Origin of the sequence: Pararhodobacter oceanensis (genome assembly GCF_003076755.1) — a bacterium.
Taxonomy (GTDB): domain Bacteria; phylum Pseudomonadota; class Alphaproteobacteria; order Rhodobacterales; family Rhodobacteraceae; genus Pararhodobacter; species Pararhodobacter oceanensis.
Window position 1 is genome coordinate 232,444 of sequence record NZ_QDKM01000001.1, and the last position, 21,493, is coordinate 253,936.

At 64.2% G+C, this 21,493-nt stretch carries 19 protein-coding genes; 9 read left to right on the forward strand and 10 right to left on the reverse strand.

The genetic code is table 11. From position 1 onward, the window contains the following. Positions 1–9 precede the first annotated feature (9 nt). Complete coding sequence (locus DDE20_RS01030; protein WP_116556586.1) at positions 10–1,449, reverse strand: mannose-1-phosphate guanylyltransferase/mannose-6-phosphate isomerase; 1,440 nt, start codon at positions 1,447–1,449, stop codon at positions 10–12. Between the two features lie 354 nt (positions 1,450–1,803). Here DDE20_RS01030 and DDE20_RS01035 point away from each other — a divergent pair, with 354 nt between their 5' ends. The 5 genes from DDE20_RS01035 (at position 1,804) to DDE20_RS01055 (ending at position 6,982) form a co-directional block, all read left to right on the forward strand. Further along, positions 1,804–3,222 carry an aldehyde dehydrogenase family protein gene (locus tag DDE20_RS01035; RefSeq protein WP_116556587.1) on the forward strand — a complete coding sequence of 473 codons (1,419 nt, stop codon included), beginning with the start codon at positions 1,804–1,806 and terminating at the stop codon, positions 3,220–3,222. A gap of 99 nt (positions 3,223–3,321) precedes the next feature. Next, entirely contained in the window at positions 3,322–4,497 is a 1,176-nt protein-coding gene (locus DDE20_RS01040) for a phosphoglycerate kinase (protein WP_116556588.1), read from the forward strand. Further along, positions 4,494–4,841 (forward strand): hypothetical protein, encoded by a 348-nt coding sequence (locus DDE20_RS01045; RefSeq protein WP_116556589.1) that lies wholly within the window; start codon positions 4,494–4,496, stop codon positions 4,839–4,841. The genes DDE20_RS01040 and DDE20_RS01045 overlap by 4 nt, the downstream gene beginning before the upstream one ends. Before the next feature lie 77 nt (positions 4,842–4,918). Further along, positions 4,919–5,956, forward strand: coding sequence for an alpha/beta fold hydrolase (locus DDE20_RS01050; protein ID WP_116556590.1), 1,038 nt, complete (start codon positions 4,919–4,921; stop codon positions 5,954–5,956). 57 nt (positions 5,957–6,013) lie between these two features. Next, positions 6,014–6,982, forward strand: coding sequence for an alpha/beta fold hydrolase (locus DDE20_RS01055; RefSeq protein ID WP_116556591.1), 969 nt, complete (start codon positions 6,014–6,016; stop codon positions 6,980–6,982). A gap of 60 nt (positions 6,983–7,042) precedes the next feature. Here the strand turns inward: DDE20_RS01055 and DDE20_RS01060 are convergent, their stop codons facing one another. From DDE20_RS01060 to moaA, 5 genes are all read right to left on the reverse strand, one after another. Next, positions 7,043–7,810 (reverse strand): sulfite exporter TauE/SafE family protein, encoded by a 768-nt coding sequence (locus tag DDE20_RS01060; RefSeq protein ID WP_240607799.1) that lies wholly within the window; start codon positions 7,808–7,810, stop codon positions 7,043–7,045. Continuing rightward, positions 7,807–9,039: a metal ABC transporter permease gene (locus DDE20_RS01065; RefSeq protein WP_116557205.1), complete on the reverse strand. Its 1,233-nt coding sequence runs from the start codon at positions 9,037–9,039 to the stop codon at positions 7,807–7,809. The genes DDE20_RS01060 and DDE20_RS01065 overlap by 4 nt, the downstream gene beginning before the upstream one ends. After that, positions 9,029–10,165, reverse strand: coding sequence for a metal ABC transporter permease (locus DDE20_RS01070; RefSeq protein ID WP_116556592.1), 1,137 nt, complete (start codon positions 10,163–10,165; stop codon positions 9,029–9,031). The genes DDE20_RS01065 and DDE20_RS01070 overlap by 11 nt, the downstream gene beginning before the upstream one ends. After that, positions 10,158–10,973, reverse strand: a complete 816-nt coding sequence (locus tag DDE20_RS01075) for a metal ABC transporter ATP-binding protein (RefSeq protein ID WP_116556593.1) — start codon at positions 10,971–10,973, stop codon at positions 10,158–10,160. The genes DDE20_RS01070 and DDE20_RS01075 overlap by 8 nt, the downstream gene beginning before the upstream one ends. 77 nt (positions 10,974–11,050) lie before the next feature. Further along, positions 11,051–12,061 carry a GTP 3',8-cyclase MoaA gene (moaA, locus tag DDE20_RS01080; protein WP_116556594.1) on the reverse strand — a complete coding sequence of 337 codons (1,011 nt, stop codon included), beginning with the start codon at positions 12,059–12,061 and terminating at the stop codon, positions 11,051–11,053. Between the two features lie 96 nt (positions 12,062–12,157). Here moaA and DDE20_RS01085 point away from each other — a divergent pair, with 96 nt between their 5' ends. Both DDE20_RS01085 and purB read left to right on the forward strand, forming a co-directional pair. Then, complete coding sequence (locus DDE20_RS01085) at positions 12,158–12,619, forward strand: D-galactarate dehydratase (protein ID WP_116556595.1); 462 nt, start codon at positions 12,158–12,160, stop codon at positions 12,617–12,619. A 194-nt stretch (positions 12,620–12,813) separates the two neighbouring features. Beyond that, positions 12,814–14,118, forward strand: a complete 1,305-nt coding sequence (purB, locus tag DDE20_RS01090; RefSeq protein WP_116556596.1) for an adenylosuccinate lyase — start codon at positions 12,814–12,816, stop codon at positions 14,116–14,118. Positions 14,119–14,186: 68 nt separating this feature from the next. Here purB and DDE20_RS01095 read toward each other — a convergent pair whose 3' ends face one another. Beyond that, a complete protein-coding gene (locus tag DDE20_RS01095; RefSeq protein WP_116556597.1) occupies positions 14,187–14,972 on the reverse strand; it encodes an enoyl-CoA hydratase in 786 nt (261 codons plus the stop codon). Between the two features lie 57 nt (positions 14,973–15,029). On the opposite strand from DDE20_RS01095, the gene DDE20_RS01100 reads away from it, so the two are divergent. Beyond that, positions 15,030–15,452 (forward strand): PaaI family thioesterase, encoded by a 423-nt coding sequence (locus DDE20_RS01100; protein WP_116556598.1) that lies wholly within the window; start codon positions 15,030–15,032, stop codon positions 15,450–15,452. 9 nt (positions 15,453–15,461) lie between these two features. Here the strand turns inward: DDE20_RS01100 and DDE20_RS01105 are convergent, their stop codons facing one another. The 3 genes from DDE20_RS01105 to DDE20_RS01115 form a co-directional block, all read right to left on the reverse strand. After that, positions 15,462–16,160 carry an NYN domain-containing protein gene (locus tag DDE20_RS01105; protein ID WP_116556599.1) on the reverse strand — a complete coding sequence of 233 codons (699 nt, stop codon included), beginning with the start codon at positions 16,158–16,160 and terminating at the stop codon, positions 15,462–15,464. A gap of 97 nt (positions 16,161–16,257) precedes the next feature. Beyond that, complete coding sequence (gene mfd, locus DDE20_RS01110) at positions 16,258–19,683, reverse strand: transcription-repair coupling factor (protein WP_116556600.1); 3,426 nt, start codon at positions 19,681–19,683, stop codon at positions 16,258–16,260. Between the two features lie 29 nt (positions 19,684–19,712). Continuing rightward, entirely contained in the window at positions 19,713–20,240 is a 528-nt protein-coding gene (locus DDE20_RS01115) for a component of SufBCD complex (RefSeq protein ID WP_116556601.1), read from the reverse strand. 200 nt (positions 20,241–20,440) lie between these two features. Here DDE20_RS01115 and hemB point away from each other — a divergent pair, with 200 nt between their 5' ends. Further along, complete coding sequence (hemB, locus tag DDE20_RS01120) at positions 20,441–21,439, forward strand: porphobilinogen synthase (RefSeq protein WP_116556602.1); 999 nt, start codon at positions 20,441–20,443, stop codon at positions 21,437–21,439. Positions 21,440–21,493 lie beyond the last annotated feature (54 nt).

Below are 21,493 nucleotides of genomic sequence, written 5' to 3' on the forward strand. Positions count from 1 at the left end.
GTCCTTCAATCAGCCCTTGGCCCCCTGCCCGCGCGCGTAGATATCCTCGTAGCGGATGATATCGTCTTCACCAAGATAGGGGCCGGTTTGCACCTCGATCAGCACCATCGGCAGCTTGCCGGGGTTCACCATCCGGTGCACCGATCCGATGGGAATATAGACCGATTGATCCTCGCTCACCAGCCGTTCCACCCCGTCAATTGTGACCTTGGCAGTGCCCTCAACCACGATCCAATGCTCCGAGCGGTGGTGATGGCTTTGCAGCGACAAAGCGCCGCCGGGTTTGACATGAATGCGCTTGACCTGAAACCGGCTGCCGACCGCGAGGCTTTCAAACCAGCCCCATGGCCGGTAATCGCGCGGCAGCGTCTCGGCCTGTTCAACCCCTTGGGATTTCAAGATTTCCACCGCTTGTTTCACATCCTGCGCGCGGTCCTTATGGGCCACCAGCACCGCGTCGGGCATGGCGATGGCGATGATATCGCTCAGCCCGATACCGACCAGTTGCTGCTGCCCGTCCTCGGCCCGCAACAGGCTGTTGCTGCATTCCAAAGCCGTCGCCGGCCCGCTGGTCACCACGCCCTGCGCATCGGGACCGGAGTCGCGCCAGACCGCCTCCCAGCCGCCCAGATCGGACCATGTGCCGCCGTAGGGCATCACGCTCAGGTTCGGCGCTTTCTCCATCACCGCATAGTCGATGGAAATGCTCTCTAGGGGTGCCCAAGCCTCGGGGTCGAGCCGCGTAAACCCAAGGTCACATTCCGCCGCCGCGACCGCGCGACGGGTCTGGGCCAGCATCTCGGGTTGATAGGTCTCAAAGGCGGCAATCAGCGCGTCGACCGACACCAAAAATATGCCTGCGTTCCACAGATGCAGGCCGTCCTCCAGCATCGCCTGCGCCGTGGCCAAATCGGGCTTTTCGACAAACCGCGCCAAGGGCTGGGCGATGGCGGCGAATTCCGCGTCCGGCGGGGTGGTGAGTTCCAGCCAGCCATAGCCGGTTTCCGCGCGGTCGGGGCAGATGCCAAAGGTGACCAATTGCCCGCCGCGCGCGCTCTCCTCGGCGGCGCGCACCGCATCGCAAAACCTCTCGGCGTCGGGGATCACATGGTCCGAGGGCGCGATCAACAGCAGCGCCTCGGGGTCGCGCGCCTGCACTGATAACGCCGCCGCAAGGATCGCCGGCGCGGTGTTGCGCGGCGCCGGTTCGATCAAGATCGCGGCGGGCGCCAATTCCACCTGCGCCAGTTGCTCGGTGACGATAAAGCGGAAATCCGCGCCGGTCACCACCACCGGCGGCGCAAATCCCGCGCCGGTCAACCGAAGCGCCGAGGCTTGAAACAGGCTCTCCTCGCCGGTCAGTTTGGAGAATTGCTTGGGGTATGATTTGCGCGACAGGGGCCAAAGCCGCGTCCCCGATCCGCCACAAAGCAACACCGGCGTGATCATCGGGCACCTGAGGGCGGCAGCGGGGCGGTTTGGGTCAACATGGGGCACTCTCGCACAGGGTTAATTTACAGACATAGGGTTAATATCTCAGTTCTGCGGGCAAAAATCGTCGTTAATATGGCGCAAGCTCAACCTATGATTGCATTTTAACCTTCACACATCGAATAGCAACGCATCCCGCCCGACCACGCGCCCAGAGTGCCGCAACCGCCCCGCATCCGCAATCACTCACGCAGCCTTGTGCGTGGTTTGCCCAGTTCCCCCGCCACCGCACCGATCCATGCTTGCGCGCGGCCGCCCCGCGCCCCTAGGATCAGGTAAACCAGCTCGGGATCGCTTGAGGAGGCACGCAGGATGAACACCGGCCAGTTCTATATCGACGGCGCTTGGCGGGCGCCGCTCTCCTCGGAAACCATGGCGATTGAAAACCCCGCCACCGGTGCGATCCTCGGGCAGTTGGCGCTTGGCAATCTGGCCGACACCGACCGCGCCATTGCCGCCGCCCGCGCCGCCTTTGACGGCTGGACACAGACGCCGGTCGCCGAGCGTATAGAGGCGCTGCGCCGCCTGCTGGATGCCTATAACGCGCGGTTCGAAGAGATGGCGCAGGCGATCAGCGCCGAGATGGGCGCGCCGATCACCTGGGCGCGCGACGCGCAGGCCTGGGCCGGTCGCGCGCATCTTGAGGCGACGATCACGGCCGCCGAAGCGATGACATGGGAAGAGATGCGCGGCACTACCCGTATCATCCGTGAAGGCATCGGTGTTTGCGGGCTGATCACGCCGTGGAACTGGCCGATGAACCAGATCATCTGCAAGGTCGCTCCGGCGCTGGCGGCGGGCTGCACGATGGTGCTCAAACCCTCTGAAATCGCACCGCTTTCCGGCCTCTTGTTCGCCGAGATCTGTGACGCGGCAGAGCTGCCCAAGGGCGTGTTTAACCTTGTCAACGGCACCGGCCCCGTGGTCGGCGCGCGGCTGTCCGAGCACCCGCAGGTCGATATGATCAGCTTCACCGGCTCCACCCGCGCGGGCACCGCCGTGGCCGCCGCCGCCGCGCCAACGGTCAAACGGGTGGCGCAGGAATTGGGCGGCAAATCCCCCAATATCATCCTTGATCACGACGGGTTCGACGCGGCGGTCAAGGCCGGTGCGCAGGCGGTCTTTGACAACACCGGCCAGAGCTGCGACGCGCCCACCCGCATGCTGGTGCCGCGCGCGCTCCACGACCGCGCCGCCACGCTGGCCGCCGAGGTCGCCGCCGCGGTGATCACCGGCGATCCGCGCGACGCTGCCACCACCATGGGGCCGCTGGTCTCGGGCGTGCATTGGGCCAAGGTGCAGGGGCTGATCACCGCCGGGATCGAAGAGGGCGCGGCCTGTGTTGCCGGTGGTCTCGGGCGCCCCGAGGGGCAAAAGAACGGCTGGTTCGTGCGCCCCACGGTTTTCGCCAATGTCGAGAATTCCATGCGTATCGCGCAAGAGGAAATCTTCGGGCCGGTGCTCTCGATCATCCCCTTTGACGACACCGCAGACGCCATTCGCATCGCCAATGACACACCCTACGGGCTTGCCGCCTATGTCTCGGGCCCGCAGGATCAGGCGCAGGAGATCGCGCGGCATCTGCGCGCCGGTATGGTTAATATCAACAGCCCGGATTGGGACCTCTTCGCCCCCTTTGGCGGTTATAAGCAATCCGGCAATGGCCGCGAATACGCCGATTGGGCGATTCATGATTTCTGCGAGATCAAAGGCATCGCGGGCTGGGGCTAACACCTTGAACACAGACGCCAATCGCGCTGGCGGTTGACGGCTTACGCTGGTGAAGGCAGTAAGCAGACAAACCCGGGCAGACCACCACAGGAGACGGCGATGAACTGGAAAACTCTCGACGATATGGCGTTTGCGGGCAAAACCGCCTTGGTGCGCGTGGATATCAACGTGCCGATGGAAGATGGCGAGGTCAGCGACGCCACCCGCATCAACGCCGTCCTGCCGACGATCCACGACATTTCCGCGGCGGGGGGCAAAGTGGTGCTGCTGGCGCATTTCGGCCGTCCCAAGGGCAAGGTGGTGCCGGAGATGTCGCTGCGCCATGTGGTGCCCGCGCTGCAAGAGGCTCTGGGCCGTGAAGTTACGTTCATCGAGCGCCCCGCGCGTGAGGCGATCGACGCGCTGCCCGCTGACGCGGTGATCTTGGTGGAAAACACCCGCTTTTCGCCGATGGAACCCGCCAACGACCCGCAGATGGCCAAATTCCTCGCCTCGCTGGGCGATATCTACGTCAATGACGCCTTCTCCGCCGCCCACCGCGCCCATGCCTCGACCGAGGGCATCGCGCATCTTTTGCCCAATTGCGCCGGTCGCCTGATGGCGGCCGAACTCACCGCGCTGGAGGCCGCCTTGGGCACTCCCAAACGCCCCGTGGTCGCGGTGGTTGGCGGCGCGAAAGTGTCTAGCAAGCTGGAATTGCTGGGTAATCTGGTGCGACAGGTCGATCATCTGGTGATCGGCGGTGGCATGGCCAATACCTTCCTCGCCGCGCAGGGCAAGCCGGTTGGCACCTCGCTCTGTGAGCATGATCTGGCCGAAACCGCCCGCGAAATCCTTGGAAAAGCCGAGGCCGCGGGCTGCAAAATCCACCTGCCCGTCGACCTCGTGGTCGCCCGCGAATTCAAGGCCAACGCCCCCCATGAGGTGGTGGATACCTGCCCCGATGACGCGATGATCCTTGACGCCGGTCCAAAAACCGTTGCCGCGCTCACCGAAGTCTTCAAAGCCTGCAAGACGCTGATCTGGAACGGCCCGCTCGGCGCCTTTGAACTCGAGCCCTTTGACGCCGCGACCAATGCCGCAGCGAGTGCCGCCGCCGATCTGACCAAAGCCGGTGCGCTGGTCTCGGTGGCCGGGGGCGGCGACACGGTGGCGGCGCTCAACCGGGCCGGTGCGGCGCAGGATTTCAGCTATATCTCGACCGCCGGCGGCGCGTTCCTTGAGTGGATGGAGGGCAAACCCCTGCCCGGTGTGCAAGCATTGGAGGCCAAATGACCGACCATATCGCCCGCATGACCCGCGATCCTGATGACCCCAAGGCGCTGATCCGCGAATCCTATAATATCGAGGGGATTACTGCCGCGGAATGCCGCTCGATCCTTGTTGATTGGGCGCTCAGCCTGCCGCTGGATGCCGACCAGCCCGCCGCCGCCAAACGGTTGCATGCGGCGCGCGCGCAGATCGCCCATCCGATGACCGCGCTTCTGGCCGAAGCCGCCGCGGTGCGCAGCGGCGACGCCAAACGCCGTGGCGGGCGCGCGGGGAAATTCGCCACCATGGCCGAAGAGACCGCCGAAGAGACCAGCAACCCGGCCAGCTCCACCGATACCGGCGCTTGAGACCAGAACTGGACAAGCCACCGCCGCGCCCTATTTGGTGACCTCTGGCCAAATCTGAGCCCCAAATGTGAGCGCCCATGTCCCTGAGTTCCGCCGCCGTGATCGCCGTCCTCGCCGTGGCCCTGCTGGCCGGTTGCGCGGTCTTTGTTGACAGCAAAGCCAGCCAGCGTGAGGCCGAATGGGTCGCGCAAACCCCGCCCTCGGGGCAATTCGTCGAACTCGAGGGCCGCCGCATCCATCTGATCGACACAGGCGCGCCCTCCCCCGACGCCCCCGATCTGCTGCTGATCCACGGCGCCAATGGCAATCTACGCGGTTTCACCTTTGATCTCGTTTCCCGCCTGCAATCGGACTACCGCGTGATTGCCGTGGATCGCCCCGGTCTGGGCCATTCCGATAGCTGGGGCGCCGCCGATAGCGATCCGCGCGCACAGGCCCGCATCCTCCATGACGCCGTGGCGCAACTCGGTGTCACCCGCCCGATTGTCCTCGGCCATTCTTACGGCGGCGCGGTGGCGATGGGCTGGGCGCTGCAATACGAATCCGAGACCACCGCGGTGGTGTTGCTCGCCGGTGCCACCCACCCTTGGGACACCGCCTTGGGGCGCTGGTATCGGCTCAACGCCAGCCCGCTGGGTCGCCCTGCCCGCGCGCTGGTCGCAGCCTTCGCCCCGCAGGATATGGTCGCCACGGTCCTCGCCGAGGTCTTCGAGCCGACGCCGGTGCCCGAAGGCTATATGGCCCATTTCGGCCCCAATCTCTCGCTGCGCCGCGCCTCGCAGGCGAATAACACGCGGCAGGTCAACGCGCTGCTGGCCAATGCCACCGAGATGCAGCCCGCCTATGCCCGGCTCACCCTGCCGATCGAGATCCTCCATGGTGACGCCGATACGATTGTCGGGCTGGAGATCCACAGCCGCCGGATGGAGGCCGAAGTTGCCAGCGCGCGGCTTGAGGTGCTGGCGGGCGCCGGTCATATGCCGCAGCACAGCCACCCCGAGGCGGTGGTCGCAGCCATCGCCCGCGCCCGAACGCGGGCCGCCGAGCAAGCCGAGACGCCGACCAATACGGACACCGATCTGGCCCCCGATGAGCGCGCCGCTTTGTCACGCTAGGCAGAGCCCGAAATCGACGTTAACCTGCCCCATCCGCAGCCCAAATCAACGGAGCCGATGCCGCCCCTTCGCGCCCTTCTTCTCGCCGCTTTCGCCATCCTCACCCTGACCGGCTGCGAGGCGCTGTTTGACCCTGCCGCCAGCCGCCGCGAGGCCCGCTGGCTGCAAGAGATCCCGCCGCTGGGCGATTTGATCGAGGTCGAGGGGCGACAGGTGCATGTGCTGGTCACTGGCCGTCCGCGCGGCAGCGCCCGCGATGTGGTGCTGATCCACGGCTCCAACGGCAATCTGCGCGATTTCACTTTTGATCTGGTGCCCCGCCTGCAGTCCGGGTTTCGCGTCATCGCCGTGGATCGCCCCGGTCTGGGCTATTCCGACACTTGGGGCGCGATTGACAGTGACCCGCGCGAACAGGCCCGCATCCTGCAAATGGCATTGGCGCAGATCGGGGTTACTCGCCCCATCGTCGTCGGCCATTCCTACGGCGGCGCGGTGGCGATGGGCTGGGCGCTCAATGCACCTTCAGAGACCGGCGCGCTGGTGCTGATCTCGGGCGCGACGCATCCCTGGGATGAGGACCTCTCGGCCTGGTATCGGTTCAACCGCACCGCCCTCGCGCCAACGGTGCGCGCCGCGCTGGCCGCTTTCGCGCCCGAGCCTGCCGCCCACCGCGCGATAGCCGATCTCTTTGCGCCCGACCCGCTGCCCGAGGGCTATGTTGCGCATTTCGGTGCCGGTCTGTCGATGCGGCGCTCGTCGCAGGCGAATAACGTGCGGCAGGTCAATGATCTGCTGGGGTATATCACCGAGATGGCGCCGCAATACGCCCAGCTCACCCTGCCGATTGAAATCCTGCAGGGCGCCCGCGATCCGGTAATCGCGCAAGAAACCCACGGCGACCGGCTGATCGCAGAGGCAAGCGGCGCGCGGCTGACGGTGATCGAGGATGCGGGCCATATGCTCCACCATACCCACCCCGAGGCGGTCATCGCCGCAATCCGCCGCGCCGCCAGTCGCGCTCGTTAACAGTCGCGCGCGTTAACAGTCGCGCGCGTTAACAGTCGCGCGCGTTAACCAAGCACCCGCTTACAGCCCGCCGATCCCGTCATAGATCAGTTTCACCCCGACCACCGCGATCATCGCATAGCTGAACGGATAGAAAATGCGCGCCGGCATCCGCTTGATGATCGCCGCGCCAGCCGAGACCGCGACGATGGCCAGCGGCAGCATCACCAGCGCCGAGACCACCACCTCGCCCTCGAACATCCCCAGCATCCCATAGGGCAGCAGTTTGATCGCATTGACGATGGCGAAAAACTTCACCGAGGTGCCGGTGTAGAGCTTCGGCGCCATTTTCGCGGGCAGCACATGCACCTGAAACGGCGGCCCTCCGGCATGGGCAACGAATGAGGTGAACCCCGCGAAACCGCCCCAGAACCAGCCCGACCCCGGCCGGTGTCGCATCGCCATGCCGATCAGCGGCCCGAGTGCGGCGCGGGCGGCAAACCCCAGCGCCACCGCGCCGATGATCAGCCGCACCATCGCCTCCGAGGTCAGTTCGGCAGTGGCCCAGCCCAGCGTGATCCCGACCACCGCCGCCGGCAGCATCCTGCGCAGCAGGCGCCAATTTGCCCAGCCGCGCCAATACCATAGGCTTAGCGCGTCCATCATCAACAGGATCGGCAGCAGCACCGCCGCGGCCAGCAAGGGCGGCATCACCAGCGACATCACCGGCACGCCCATCATCGCGAAAGCGCCGCCCAAACCGCCTTTGGACAGGCCGACCAGCGCCACCGAAAGCATCGTCACCCAGAGCATCGCCGGGGTGGCAAAGACGGTCCATTCAGCAATCACCCGTGCGGCCCTCTTGCGGTATCTCGGCCAGTATCGCGGCCAGTATCCCGGGCAACGTCCTGAGCCATATCGCGGGCCGCCTCTTTCGCCGCCATGGTCAGCGCCAGCCTGCGGTCGATCCGCTCGGCGGCGGCGCGGGCCAGCGCCCAGCCCGCCTCGGTCAGCTCCAGTTCCGCCCCCGCGCGGTGGATCACCCCGCGGTCCAGCGCCTCCAGCACCACTTTGCCCGCGCGCGTCTCGCTCCAGCCCAGATGATCGACCAGCGCCTCGGGCGTGCATTCCTCGGCCTGCGCTTCGGTGCCCTCATGCGCCGCCAGATGGGTCAATAGCGTCGCCACCAACCCCTCGAGTTCAATCGCCCGCGCGCGGATCAGCGCCGCAACGACGCCCGACCGCGGCGAAAGCGCCAGCGCCAAGGCCAGCCCCAGCCCCGTCGCCAGCGCCATACTGCCGCCGATCGAGACATCCCAGCGCACCGCTGCGCCGTAGCCGACGCCCACCGAGACCACACCCGATACCACGGCAATCGCCATGATCCCCAAGACCGATCCCGCGATCAACCGTCCGGTCACCGCGGGCACGATCAGAAACGCCAGAAACAGCACCACGCCGACCGCATCAAAGGACGCCACCGCCGTCGCCGAGGTCAGTGCCAGCAGCGCCATGCCCATGGCTTGCGGGCGAAACCCCAAGGCGGCGGCCAATCCGGGATCAAAGGCGGCGAGTTTCTGTTCCTTCCAGAACATCAGCAAAAACACCGCATTCACCGCGCCGACCACCGCCAAAGTCACCCCCGCCACCGGCAATTCCACGCCCAATACCGGCACGGTATGCAGCCAGACAAAGCCGATCTCGCCCAGAAGCACGGTGTCGATATCCAGATGCAGATTGCGCGCATTCAGGTTGATCAGCAGCACCCCCAGCGCGAACATCGCCGGAAACACCAGACCGATCGCCGCGTCATGGCCCATCAGCCCGCTGCGGCTGAGCGCCTGCGCGCCGATCACCGCCACAAGCCCCGCCAAAGCCGCGCCGCCGACCACAATCGGGCCTGCGCGCGCGCCGGTCAGCATCCATGCCACGACGATCCCCAGCACAATCGCATGGCTGATCGCATCGCCCGACATCGCCTGCCCACGCAGCACCAATAACGTGCCCAGCATCGCCCCCGACAGCGCCACCAAAGCGCCGGTGCCAAGGATCATCAGGTCAATCGATTCAAGCATCATCGCCGCGATCTCCGCCCTGCGCGCCATCACCGCTGTCTCTGCCGTGCAGCCGCTCGAGCCCGGCGCCGGTCAACTCCCAGCGGCGGCCCTGTATCTCGGGCGCCACCGGCGCCGCGGCGCGGATAAATCCGCCCTTTTGCAAGCGGCTCAGCACCGGCCCCGCATTGGTGCCCAGATAGGCGTCAAGCATCGCCTCATCGCTGGTATATTCGGGGTCGCGGTGGTCCCGGCTCAGCCCGTCCAGCGCCGCCAGCACCTGCCGCCCGCGCAGCGCCCGCCGCGCGCCCATTTGCCGCCGCCAGCGCGCCAACACGCCGCGCTCGGGCGCCAAAAGCAGCGACAAACTGGTCACCGCCATCGCCATCAGCACCATCACCGGCCCCGTGGCGACCCCATCGCCCATCGCCGAGAGTAACGCGCCGCTGGCCCCCGAGATCACCCCGAAGAGCCCCGCCAAAGCGACCATCGCACCAAGGCTGCGCACCCATTGCCGCGCCGCCACCGCAGGCGCGATCAGCATCGCCACCATCAGCACCACACCGGCCAGCGCGAGGCCCAAAACAATGGTGATCGCGATCAACACGGTCAGCAGGGTCTCCAAGGCGACCACCGGCAAGCCCTGCACCTCCGCCGCCTCGCGGTCAAAGGTAATCAGTTGAAATTCCTTCCAGAACAGCGTCAATACGCTGACAACCCCCAGCGCCACCAGCACCATCGGCAGCAGGTCCGCACGCAGGACCGAGGCCGCTTGCCCGAACAGGAACACCGTCAGCCCCGCCGCCCCCGGTTGCAATTGCGCAATCGACAACAGCACCACACCGGCGGCGAAAAACAGGCTCAACACGGTGCCCAAAGCCGCATCCGCCTTGACCCCTGCGCCGCGCCGCAAGACCTGCACCACCAGCCCCGCCAGCGCGCCCGAAATCAGCGCGCCGCCAAGGATCGCGCTCATATCGCGCCCGCCGCTGGCCAGAAACCCGCCGACCACGCCGGGAAGTGCTGCATGCGAGATCACCTCGCCCAACAGGCTCTGGCCGCGCAGCACCAGAAATGTGCCCAAAGCCCCCGCCAAAGCGCCGATCACCGTGGCCGCCATGATCACCGTGATCAAGGTCGGGTTAAGCATCGGCGGACCTCGTTTCACTGCCCGCAGCGGCGGGCGCCTCGCTCTGCGCGTCACTGGCCGCCAGACTGCCGATCAGCGCCAATTGCCCGCCATAAGCCGCACGCAGGTTCTCCTCGGTATAAACCTCCGTCACCGGCCCCTGCGCGATGATCCGCTGGTTCAGCATTACCAGCCAGTCGAAATACCGCGAGACGGTTTGCAGATCGTGATGCACCACCACCACCGTGCGCCCGGCGTCGCGCTGCGCCTTCAAGAGCGTCACAATCGCCGCCTCGGTCACCGCATCGACCCCGGCCATCGGCTCATCCAGAAACAGTAGATCCGCCTCTTGCACCAAGGCCCGCGCGATAAAGGTGCGCTGCTGCTGCCCGCCCGAAAGCTGGCTGATCGGGCGGCTGGCGTAATCCTGCATGCCCACCTGTTCCAGCGCCGCCATCGCCCGCGCGCGGTGCTTGCGCCTCGGACGGCGCAGCCAGCCCAACTGCCCGTAAAGCCCCATCAATACGACATTGCCGACAGTGGCGGGAAAGTCCCAATCCACCGATTGGCGCTGCGGCACATAGGCGATCTTGCGGCGCAGTTTGGCCACCGGCAGGCCGAACACCCGCACATGCCCGGCCACCGGCGTCACCAGCCCGAGGACCGCCTTGATCAGCGTCGATTTCCCCGCACCATTCGGCCCGACAATCGCCGCCATCACCCCGGGCGGAATATCCAGATCAATATCCCATAGCACCGGACGCTCGCGGTAGCTGACCGTCAAGTCCTCGACATGACAGGCGATATGCGGTTCGTGCAATTGTGCCACGCGGCCCCTCCGAGTTATCTCGCAGCGACCCTATTGCGAATCATTCGCACGAAAAAGCCCAAAAGCAGCGCCCGCGCCTAACCGCCGGTATGGCTCATATGGCGGGTCATCTGGCCTTTGACCTTCTGGCGCGAATAATCGAAATCATGGCCCTTGGGCTTATGGGTGATCGCCTCGCGGATCGCCGCGATCAGCAGATCATCGCTCTCGCTGGCACGCAGCGGCGCGCGCAGATCGGCGTTATCCTCTTGACCCAGACACATGAACAATTCGCCGGTGCAGGTCAGCCGCACACGGTTGCAGCTTTCGCAGAAATTATGCGTCAGCGGGGTGATGAAACCGATCTTCTGCCCGCTCTCCTCGAGCCGCACATAACGCGCCGGTCCGCCGGTGTTCTCAGCCAGTTCGGTCAGGGTAAACCGCTCGGCCAACGTGGCGCGCAGATCCTTGAGCGGCCAATATTGATCGAGCCGCGTCTCCTCGCCCATCTCGCCCATCGGCATCACCTCGATGAAGGTCAGATCATGATCCTCACGCGCGCACCAATCGACGATGTTAAAGAGCTCATCCTCATTGAACCCTTTGATCGCCACCACATTGATCTTGACCCGCAGCCCCGCCTCTTTGGCGGCATCAATCCCCCTGAGCACCTGCGGCAGACGCCCCCAACGGGTGATCTCGGCGAATTTCGCCTCATCCAGCGTGTCCATTGAGACATTGATCCGCTTGACGCCCAGAGTGGCCAAGTCTTTGGAATATTTCACCAATTGCGAGCCGTTGGTGGTCAGGGTCAATTCGCGCAGCGCGCCGCTCTCGAGATGGCGCGACATCGCCTCGAAAAACGTCATGATCCCCTTGCGCACCAAAGGCTCGCCACCGGTGATCCGCAGTTTTTCGACGCCCAAACCGATGAACGCGCTGCACATCCGGTCGAGTTCTTCCAGCGACAAGAGCTCTTTCTTCGGCAGAAAGGTCATATGCTCCGACATGCAATAGGTGCAGCGGAAATCGCAACGGTCGGTAACCGATACCCGCAGATATTGGATCGGGCGGGCAAAAGGGTCGATCAGCGGGGCAAAAGCGGTCATAAGTCTCTCCTTGAGGGGCAAAGTAATCTTGCGGGCAACCGCTGACAAGGCGCCTGCGCCATTGCCGTGATCACGGTGAAACGGTAAGATCATCCTATGAACACAATAAACCGCACCTATGCCCTTCTGGCCGGGGTTTCGCTGCTGATTTCCGCCTGTTCGCTGCCCTTTGAGGGGCGCGGGGGTGACGACATGCCGCGCCCCGATATCGCGGTGGATGAGGCGCCGGGCGATGACGTGACGCGCCCCCTCGCGCGCGGCGGCGGCGGCGATGATGCCCTGCCGACGCAGGCCCCCGAACCTGCCAGCGACGGGTTTCTGGGTGAGACTTTGGCCGGTCTCGGTGCCCCGGGTGAGGCCGGTGTCTGGCTCTCGACCGGTCTGGTGACCGAGCCCCGTCAAGGCCGCGTCGAAAGCGAAAGCGGCAGCAGCCTGCGGCTGGAACTGCGCCCCTCGGGCGGGTTGCCAAGCGCGGGCAGCCAGATTTCGCTCAGCGCCATGCAGTCGCTGGGCATCTCGCTGGGGTCCTTGGCGACTTTGCGGGTCTATGTCGAGTAACCCCGCAGCGGGCCCCAAGACCACCGCCCAAGCCCCTCACTTCGCGGCATAATCCGATTTGGCGCTATTTGTCAGACAATAAAATGTCTGATATTTAAATTCCCGCATTTACAGGCAAATTCGCAGCTTATCTTGCCACCCGCGCCACTCTGGCATATCAGGCAGGCAGCTTTAGCCTGACCCGAGGACTGCCCATGATCCCCCGCTACTCCCGCCCTGAAATGGTTGCCATTTGGTCGCCGGAAACGAAATTCCGCATCTGGTATGAGATCGAAGCCCATGCCTGCGACGCGCAAGCCGATCTGGGCGTGATCCCGCGCGAAAACGCCGCCGCGGTGTGGAAGGCCAAGGACGTGGAGTTCGACGTGGCGCGGATCGACGAGATCGAGGCGGTCACCAAACATGACGTCATCGCCTTTCTGACCCATCTCGCCGAGATCATCGGCAATGACGAAGCGCGGTTTGTGCATCAGGGGATGACCTCTTCGGATGTGCTGGATACCACGTTCAACGTGCAACTGGTGCGCGCCGCCGACATCCTGCTTTTGGGCGTTGACCGGGTGCTGGCAGCGCTGAAGACCCGCGCCCATGAGCATAAGTTCTCGGTCCGCATCGGCCGCTCGCACGGTATCCACGCCGAACCCACCACCATGGGCCTGACCTTCGCGCGGTTCTACGCCGAAATGGACCGCAACAAGGCCCGCCTGCAGGCCGCCCGCGCGGAAATCGCCACCGGCGCCATCTCGGGCGCGGTCGGCACCTTCGCCAATATCGACCCCGCGGTCGAGGAACATGTCTGCGCCAAACTCGGTCTGACGCCCGAGCCGATCTCGACGCAAGTGATCCCCCGCGACCGCCATGCGATGTTCTTTGCCACCCTCGGCGTGATCGCCTCCTCGATCGAGAATATCGCCACCGAGATCCGCCATATGCAACGCACCGAAGTGCTTGAAGCCGAAGAGTTTTTCTCGAAAGGCCAAAAGGGCTCCTCGGCGATGCCGCATAAGCGCAATCCGGTGCTGACCGAAAACCTCACCGGTCTGGCGCGGTTGGTGCGCATGTCGGTGATCCCGGCGCTGGAGAATGTGGCCCTCTGGCACGAGCGCGATATCTCGCATTCCTCGGTTGAGCGCGCGATCGGCCCCGATACTACCGTGACGCTGGATTTCGCCCTGCACCGGCTCGCGGGCGTGATCGAGAACCTCGTCCTCTACCCCGAGACGATGCTGGCCAATATGAACAAATTCCGCGGCCTCGTGATGTCGCAGCGGGTGCTTCTGGCGCTGACCCAAGCCGGTGTCAGCCGCGAAGACAGCTACCGTCTGGTGCAGCGCAACGCGATGAAGGTCTGGGAAGAAGGCAAGGATTTCCGCGAGGAACTTCTGGGCGATGCCGAGGTTCTGGCGGCGCTCTCGGAAGCGGAGATCAACGAGAAATTCGATCTCGCCTATCACACCAAACATGTGGACACGATTTTCAATCGTGTCTTTGGCGCCTGACGGCGCGCAAGCGGGGGTTTTGCACCCCCGCACCCCCGCAGGATATATAAGGCATAAAGTGGGGCGGCTCAGGCCCAGTCGGGGCGGCGTTTTTCAATGAAGGCCGCGATCCCCTCATCGGTGTCACGCAACAGCATATTCTCCACCATCACCGCGCCGGTATGGGCATAGGCCTGCGCCAGCGGCATGTCGATCTGCTCATAAAACGCGCGTTTGCCAATGCGCAGCGCGGCGCCGAGTTTGCCCGCCACGGTTTGCGCCAGGTCCAGCGTCTCGCGCTCGAGATCCTCACTGGCGATGCGGTTGATCAAGCCGAGGTTGCGGGCACGGGCGGCATCGATGAATTCACCGGTGGTGAGCATCTCAAAGGCTTGTTTTCGCGGCAGATTGCGGGTCAGCGCGACCATCGGGGTTGAGCAAAACAGCCCGATATTCACCCCGTTCACCCCGAATTTGGTATCCGCCGCCGCGACCGCCATATCGCAACTCGCCACCAACTGGCAGCCCGCCGCGGTGGCGATCCCGTGGACCTGCGCGATCACCACCTGCGGCATTTGCGGGATCATCTGCATGATCTCGCCGCAGCGGCTGAACAGATCGGCGAAATAGGCGGCACCCTTGTCCTCTGCCGCCCGCCCCGCCTGCATTTCCTTCAGATCATGGCCCGCACAAAACACCTTACCGGCGCCGCGGATCACCACCACTTTGATCTGCGCGTCCACCGCGATCCCGCCCAGCACCTCCTTGAGCGCCGCCAGCACCCCATCCGAGAGCGCATTGAGCGCCTGCGGGCGGTTCAGCGTCACCACCGCGATATTTTCCGTGACGTCACAAAGCACCAGTGCCTCGGCCATCTTGCTCTCCTGAGATGTTTGGCCACAGTCTACGGGGCGCAGATCGCGGAGGAAAGCATGCAAGTGAAAATGGACGCGGCGGAATTAAACCGCTTTATGCAGGATGAATTCCCGCAGGTCGCCGCGCAGTTCCGTGTCGAAAGCGTCACGCCGATGGCGGCCGAAGTGCGCCTATTGGTGGATGACATGCATCTGCGCCCCGGCGGCACGGTCAGCGGCCCGTCGATGTTCGCGCTGGCCGATCTGGCGATCTATGCGGTGACGCTGGGCATGATCGGGCCGGTGGCTTTGGCCGTCACCACCAATTGTTCGATTGATTTCATGCGCAAACCCGAGGCTGGCCGCGATCTGATCGGCTCTGCGCGGCTGCACAAGCTGGGCAAGACGCTGGCGGTCGGCGATGTGCTGATCCGCTCGGAAGGCTCGGACGACGTGCTGGCGCGCGCCAGCCTGACCTATGCGATCCCGCCAAACCGTTGATCCCGCGAGTTAATCCTTGCGCCGGACTTCGACCACATTGCCCGTGCGCCGCGTCTCATAGCGCCCGGCGCGGGTGATCAGATCGCTGAGTTTGGCGCTGCCATAGTTGCGGCTGTCGAAATCGGGATGATTGGCCGAAATGGTCTGTCCCAGCGTGCCCAGATGGAACCATTCCTGATCCGGATCAATGGCTTGCATGGCGTTGTTAATCAAAGGTATGGCCTTTGACGGCGGGTCGAATTTCTCGGGGTCTTTGGCCTCAACCTGCGAGATCAAATTCTCGATGAAAATGAACCGCTTACACGCCTTTCTAAAGGCTTCTGGCGTCTTGCGCTCGCCAATACCGTAAACATCGAGCCCCTGTTCGCGGATGCGGCTGGCCAGACGGGTGAAATCACTGTCGCTCGAGACCAGCACAAACCCGTCAAACCGCCCCGAATGCAGCAGGTCCATCGCGTCGATCACCAGCGCGATATCCGAGGAATTCTTGCCCACGGTATTCGCCGGTTGATGGTGCGGCACCAGCGCCATAGAGGGCATTTTCTCATTCCAGCCAGCCATTTGCCCGCGCGAGAAATCCCCGTAAATCCGCCGCACCGAGGCTTCGCCGAGGCTGGTGATCTCGTCGAAAATCGGTTCGGCCCAGCGGGGCGAGGAATTGTCGGCATCGACAAGAACGGCAAGCAAGGGAACATCGGGGCGGGCCATGGCAGTCCTCTGATCGTAAGGCGGGGCGCACCCCGGATGGTGACGACCAGAGTTCCCATGAAGGTGCCCTAGGCGCAAGCGGTTATTCCGGCGACGGCTACTCCTGCGCCTTTACCGCCAGATCCCGCGCGATCGAGAAGGCGCCGCGCAATTTTTCCTTATCTGTCGCCCAGTTACGGGTCAGAATGACCTTATTGTCGCGGATCTTGGCGCCGGCCTTCTGGTCATGAAGAAACTCGACCAACCCCTTGGGATTGGGGAATTTATCCTGATGGAACTGCACCGTCGCCCCCTTAGGCCCCGCGTCAAGCCGCGCGATATGGGCGCGTTTGCACATCGCCTTGATCCGAACAACGACCAGCAAGGTATTGACCTCCTTGGGCAATTCGCCAAAGCGGTCGATGAGTTCGGCGGCGAACCCCTCGAATTCCACCTTCTTGTCCAGTGTCGACAACCGCCGGTAAAGCCCCAGACGCACGTCAAGATCGGGCACATAGGTCTCGGGGATCAGCACCGGCACGCCCAGATTGATCTGCGGCGCCCATTGTCCCTCGGACAGGTCGGTCAACTCGCCCGAGCGCAGGCGGGTGATCGTATCTTCGAGCATCTGCTGGTAAAGCTCGAACCCTACCTCATTGATATGGCCCGATTGTTCCTCGCCAAGGATATTGCCCGCGCCGCGCAGATCCATGTCCTGACTGGCGATATTGAAGCCCGCGCCGAGGCTGTCAATCGAGCCCAGCGTCTTGAGCCGCCGCAGCGCCTGTGGGGTCAGCGGTTTGCGCGGTTTGGTGGTCAGATAGCAATAGGCGCGGGTTTTCGAGCGCCCGACCCGCCCGCGAATTTGATAGAGCTGGCTCAGCCCGAACATATCCGCGCGGTGGACGATCATCGTGTTGGCCTGCGGAATATCGAGCCCGCTTTCCACAATCGTGGTGGCCAGCAGCACGTCATATTTACCGTCATAAAAGGCGTTCATCCGTGCATCCAACTCGCCCGCCGCCAGTTGGCCATGGGCGACCAGAACCGAGACTTCGGGGACCTGATCGCGCAGGAATTCCTCGATTTCGGGCAGATCGGCGACCCGTGGCACGACGAAAAACGACTGCCCGCCGCGGTAGCGTTCGCGCAGCAGCGCCTCGCGGATCGTCACCGTGTCAAATTCGCTGACATAGGTGCGAATGGACAGACGGTCGACCGGCGGCGTGGCGATCAGGCTGAGGTCGCGCACGCCGGTCAGCGAGAGTTGCAGGGTGCGCGGGATCGGCGTCGCGGTCAGGGTTAACACATGCACATCCGAGCGCATTTCTTTGAGCCGTTCCTTATGCTGCACGCCGAAATGCTGCTCTTCGTCGATCACCATCAGCCCGAGGTTGCGGAACTTCACCGCCTTGGCCAGCACCGCATGAGTGCCGATGACGATATCGACGGTGCCATCGGCGATACCGGCGCGGGTGGCGCTGGCCTCCTTGGCCGGCACGAATCGCGACAATTGTCTGACAATAAGCGGAAAGCCGCGGAATCGTTCAGCAAAACTGTGATAATGCTGGCGCGCGAGCAGGGTCGTCGGGCAGACCACCGCGACCTGCAGGCCGGACATGGCGGCGATGAAAGCGGCGCGCATGGCCACTTCGGTTTTGCCAAATCCCACGTCGCCGACGATCAAACGGTCCATCGGGCGGCCGCGGTCAAAGTCGTCGATCACCGCCTCAATCGCGGTTAATTGGTCCTCGGTTTCCGCATAGGGAAAGCGCGCGGCAAAGGCCTCCCAGAGCCCCTCGGGCGGGTTCAACACCGGCGCTTTGCGCAGTTCGCGCTCGGCGGCGATGCGGATCAGCTTGTCGGCCATCTCGCGGATGCGTTCCTTGAGCTTGGCCTTCTTCGCCTGCCATGCGCCGCCGCCCAATTTGTCCAACAGGCCGGTTTCATGGCCATACCGCGACAGCAATTCGATATTCTCGACCGGCAAAAACAGCCGGTCCCCGCCCGCGTATTCCAGCGCGATACATTCATGCGGCGCGCCCATCGCGGTGATCATCTCAAGGCCGGTATAGCGCCCGACGCCGTGATCCACATGGACCACCAGATCGCCGGTGGAGAGCCCCTGTGCCTCGGTGAGGAAATTCTCGGCGCGGCGCTTTTTCTGCACCCGCACAAGGCGCTCGCCGAGCACATCCTGCTCTGAAATCACCATCAGATCTTGCGTCGCAAACCCGCTTTCCAAGGGCCAGACGGTCAGCTGCACCGAGCCCTGTTTGCCGATCCCGCGCGCGTCCTTGACGCTCCCCACGCCCTCCAGATCATGCTCCGCCAAGAGCCCCGCAAGGCGCTCCATCGCGCCCTCGGACCATGTGGCGATCACCACCGCGCGGGCTTTACGTTCAACTTGAACATAGTCGCGCAGGGCGCTGAAAATATTGACGTTTTCCTGCTGACGCTCGAGCGAGAAACTACGCCCCGCACGTGCGCCTGCGTCCAGCACCCCGGGTCCGGGCGGCTGCGGCAAGGGCGAAAGCTGGATCACCCTTTGGCCGCTCAAAGCCGCCGCCCAGCCCGCATCATCGAGATACATCGAGGCGGGCGGCGCGGGTTTATAGACGGTATCGACACGCCCCTTGGCCACCATCGCCTCGCGGCGGTTGTCGTATTGATCGGCGATGCTCTCCCAGCGGGTCGCGCGCACCGCGTCGATCTGGTCATCAAGCATCACCGAGGCCTCGGGCAGATAGGCAAAGACGTTCTCCAGATCATCGTGGAAGAACCCCAGCCAATGCTCCATCCCCTGATGTTTGCGCCCCGCGCTCACCGCCTCATAGAGGGGATCATCGCTGCCCGCGGCGCCAAATTCGATGCGGTAGGACTGGCGGAACCGGGTGATCGCCGCCTCGTCAAGGATCACCTCCGAGGCCGGCGCCAGTTCCAGACGGTCCAACGTGCCGGTGGTGCGCTGGGTCACCGGATCAAAGCGGCGCAGCCCGTCGAGCACATCGCCAAACAGATCCAGCCGCACCGGCTCGGCGTCGCCCGGCGGAAAGATATCAATGATGCCGCCGCGCACCGCGAAATCGCCGGGTTCGCGCACCGTCGGGCTGGGTGAAAACCCCATCCGCCCGAGAAACGCGCGCAGCGCATCCTCATTGATCTGGCGGCCCACTTCGGCGGTGAAATGCGACGCCTCGACAGTGGCGCGCGAGGGCAGCCGCTGCATTGCGGCACTCAGCGTGGTCAGCAGCACGAAGGGGCCGGGAATGCCCTGCGCCAGACCGGCCAATGTCGCCATCCGCTGCGCCAGAATATCGGGGTTCGGCGAGACCCGGTCATAGGGCAGACAATCCCAGGCCGGCAATGTGATCACAGTCAGATCAGGGGCAAAAAACGCCAACGCGCGGCGCATCGCCTCGCGGCGTTTGTCGTCGCGCGCGACATGGATCACCGGCGCGCCGCGTTTGGCGACCTCGCGGCGAATCAACTCGGCGTCATACCCTTCAGGCGCGCCACCCAGCAGCAGACGTTCAGGTGCCATATTGTCCTCGATGTCTTTCTCGGTCGCGTTTATAGGCCAAATACGGGGATCGACAGATTGTGCAACGTGCCCCACATGGTGGTGATCAATATCGCCACCAACCCCAGTCCTTGTATCATCACCCGGTGCAACGTCAGTTTGCGGGTCAATGCGCTGCCCCTCAGCGGCGCGCGCTCCAGTTTGGCGGCAAAGCCCAGCCCCAGCCCTGTCGCCACGCTCATCGGCACCAGCAAAAAGGTCATCGCCTGCGCCAATTCCTCGCCAAAGCCGAAGCCCAGCACCGCCAGCGTGGTTAATATCGCCGTCCAGATGCCGACGATCCAGACGCCCGAGCTGCGCATGATCTCGCCCCGACGCCGCGCCTGGATCAGCGCCAGATCCTCCAGATCCGCCATCGCCTGCCCGCCCCGACGCCGCGCGCGCAGCACCATATCGAAGGGCACACCGATGATGAAATGGGTCATATTCGACCAGGCCACCGCGATCGCGATCCAGAACCAGATATTCGAGAACGACCGCAGGTCGATAGTCGAAAACACCGTCGAGTAGAAATCCACGCGCGCGCACCCTTGCAAACCGACCCCCTGATTACCCTTGATGGGCGCCGGGGCCAAGCACGGAAAACGCAAGACCCCTCGCCGCCGCCACGCCCGCCTCCACGCCAGCCGCCGGACCTGCGGCCAAAAGCCCCGCCTATTCGGCTTGAGCTTCACGCGCCCCCATGGCACCAAGTCCCCGCCTGACCGGAGGATTTCTGATGCCCGTCCATACCCCTGCCGCCTTTCCCGCCGCGCGCCTGCGCCGTCTGCGCCGCACCTCCGCGCTGCGCGATCTGGTCGCCGAAAGCGCCCTGCGCGTGCAAGATCTGATCTGGCCGGTATTCATCCGCGAGGGCGAAGGCATCGAAGAGCCGGTGCCCTCCATGCCCGGCGTTTCGCGGCTCTCGCTGGACCTACTGCTGATCAAAGCCGGTGAGGCGCTGGAGCTGGGCATCCGCACGATCTGCCTGTTTCCCTATACCGATCAAGCACTTCGCACCGAGGATTGCGCCGAGGCCTGGTCGCCCGACAACCTCACCAACCGCGCGATCCGCATGCTCAAGGCGGAACTCCCCGAGATGGCGGTGATGACCGATATCGCGCTCGATCCCTATAATATCAACGGCCATGACGGGCTGGTGGTCGGCGAAGAGATCGTCAATGACCCCACCGTCAAGGCGCTGGTCAAAATGGCGTTGGCGCAATGCGAGGCCGGTGCCGATATCCTCGGCCCCTCGGATATGATGGACGGGCGCATTGCCGCGATGCGCCGCGCGGTGGAATCCGCGGGCTATAAAGACGTGGCGATCCTGTCCTATGCGGCGAAATTTGCGAGCGGCTTCTACGGTCCGTTCCGCGATGCGGTTGGCGCCTCTGGCCGTCTGGTCGGTGACAAAAAAACCTATCAGGTCAACCCCGCCAACCGGCTGGAGGCGCTGCGCTGCGTGGCGCGCGATCTTGATGAGGGCGCGGATATGGTGATGGTCAAACCCGGCATGCCCTATCTCGACATCTGCCGCGAGGTCAAAGACCAGTTCGGCGTGCCCACCTTCGCCTATCAGGTGAGCGGCGAATACGCGATGCTCAAGGGCGCGATGGAAAACGGCTGGCTTGGCGAGCATGTCATGCTGGAAAGCCTGCTGGCGTTTAAGCGCGCGGGTTGCGACGGCATTCTGACCTATTTCGCCCCCGATGCGGCGCGCGCGCTCAAATCCTAGGGCATAAACCAGAAGACAAGGTTAACGCAAAAGCCTGAGCGGTGATCTGCCCAG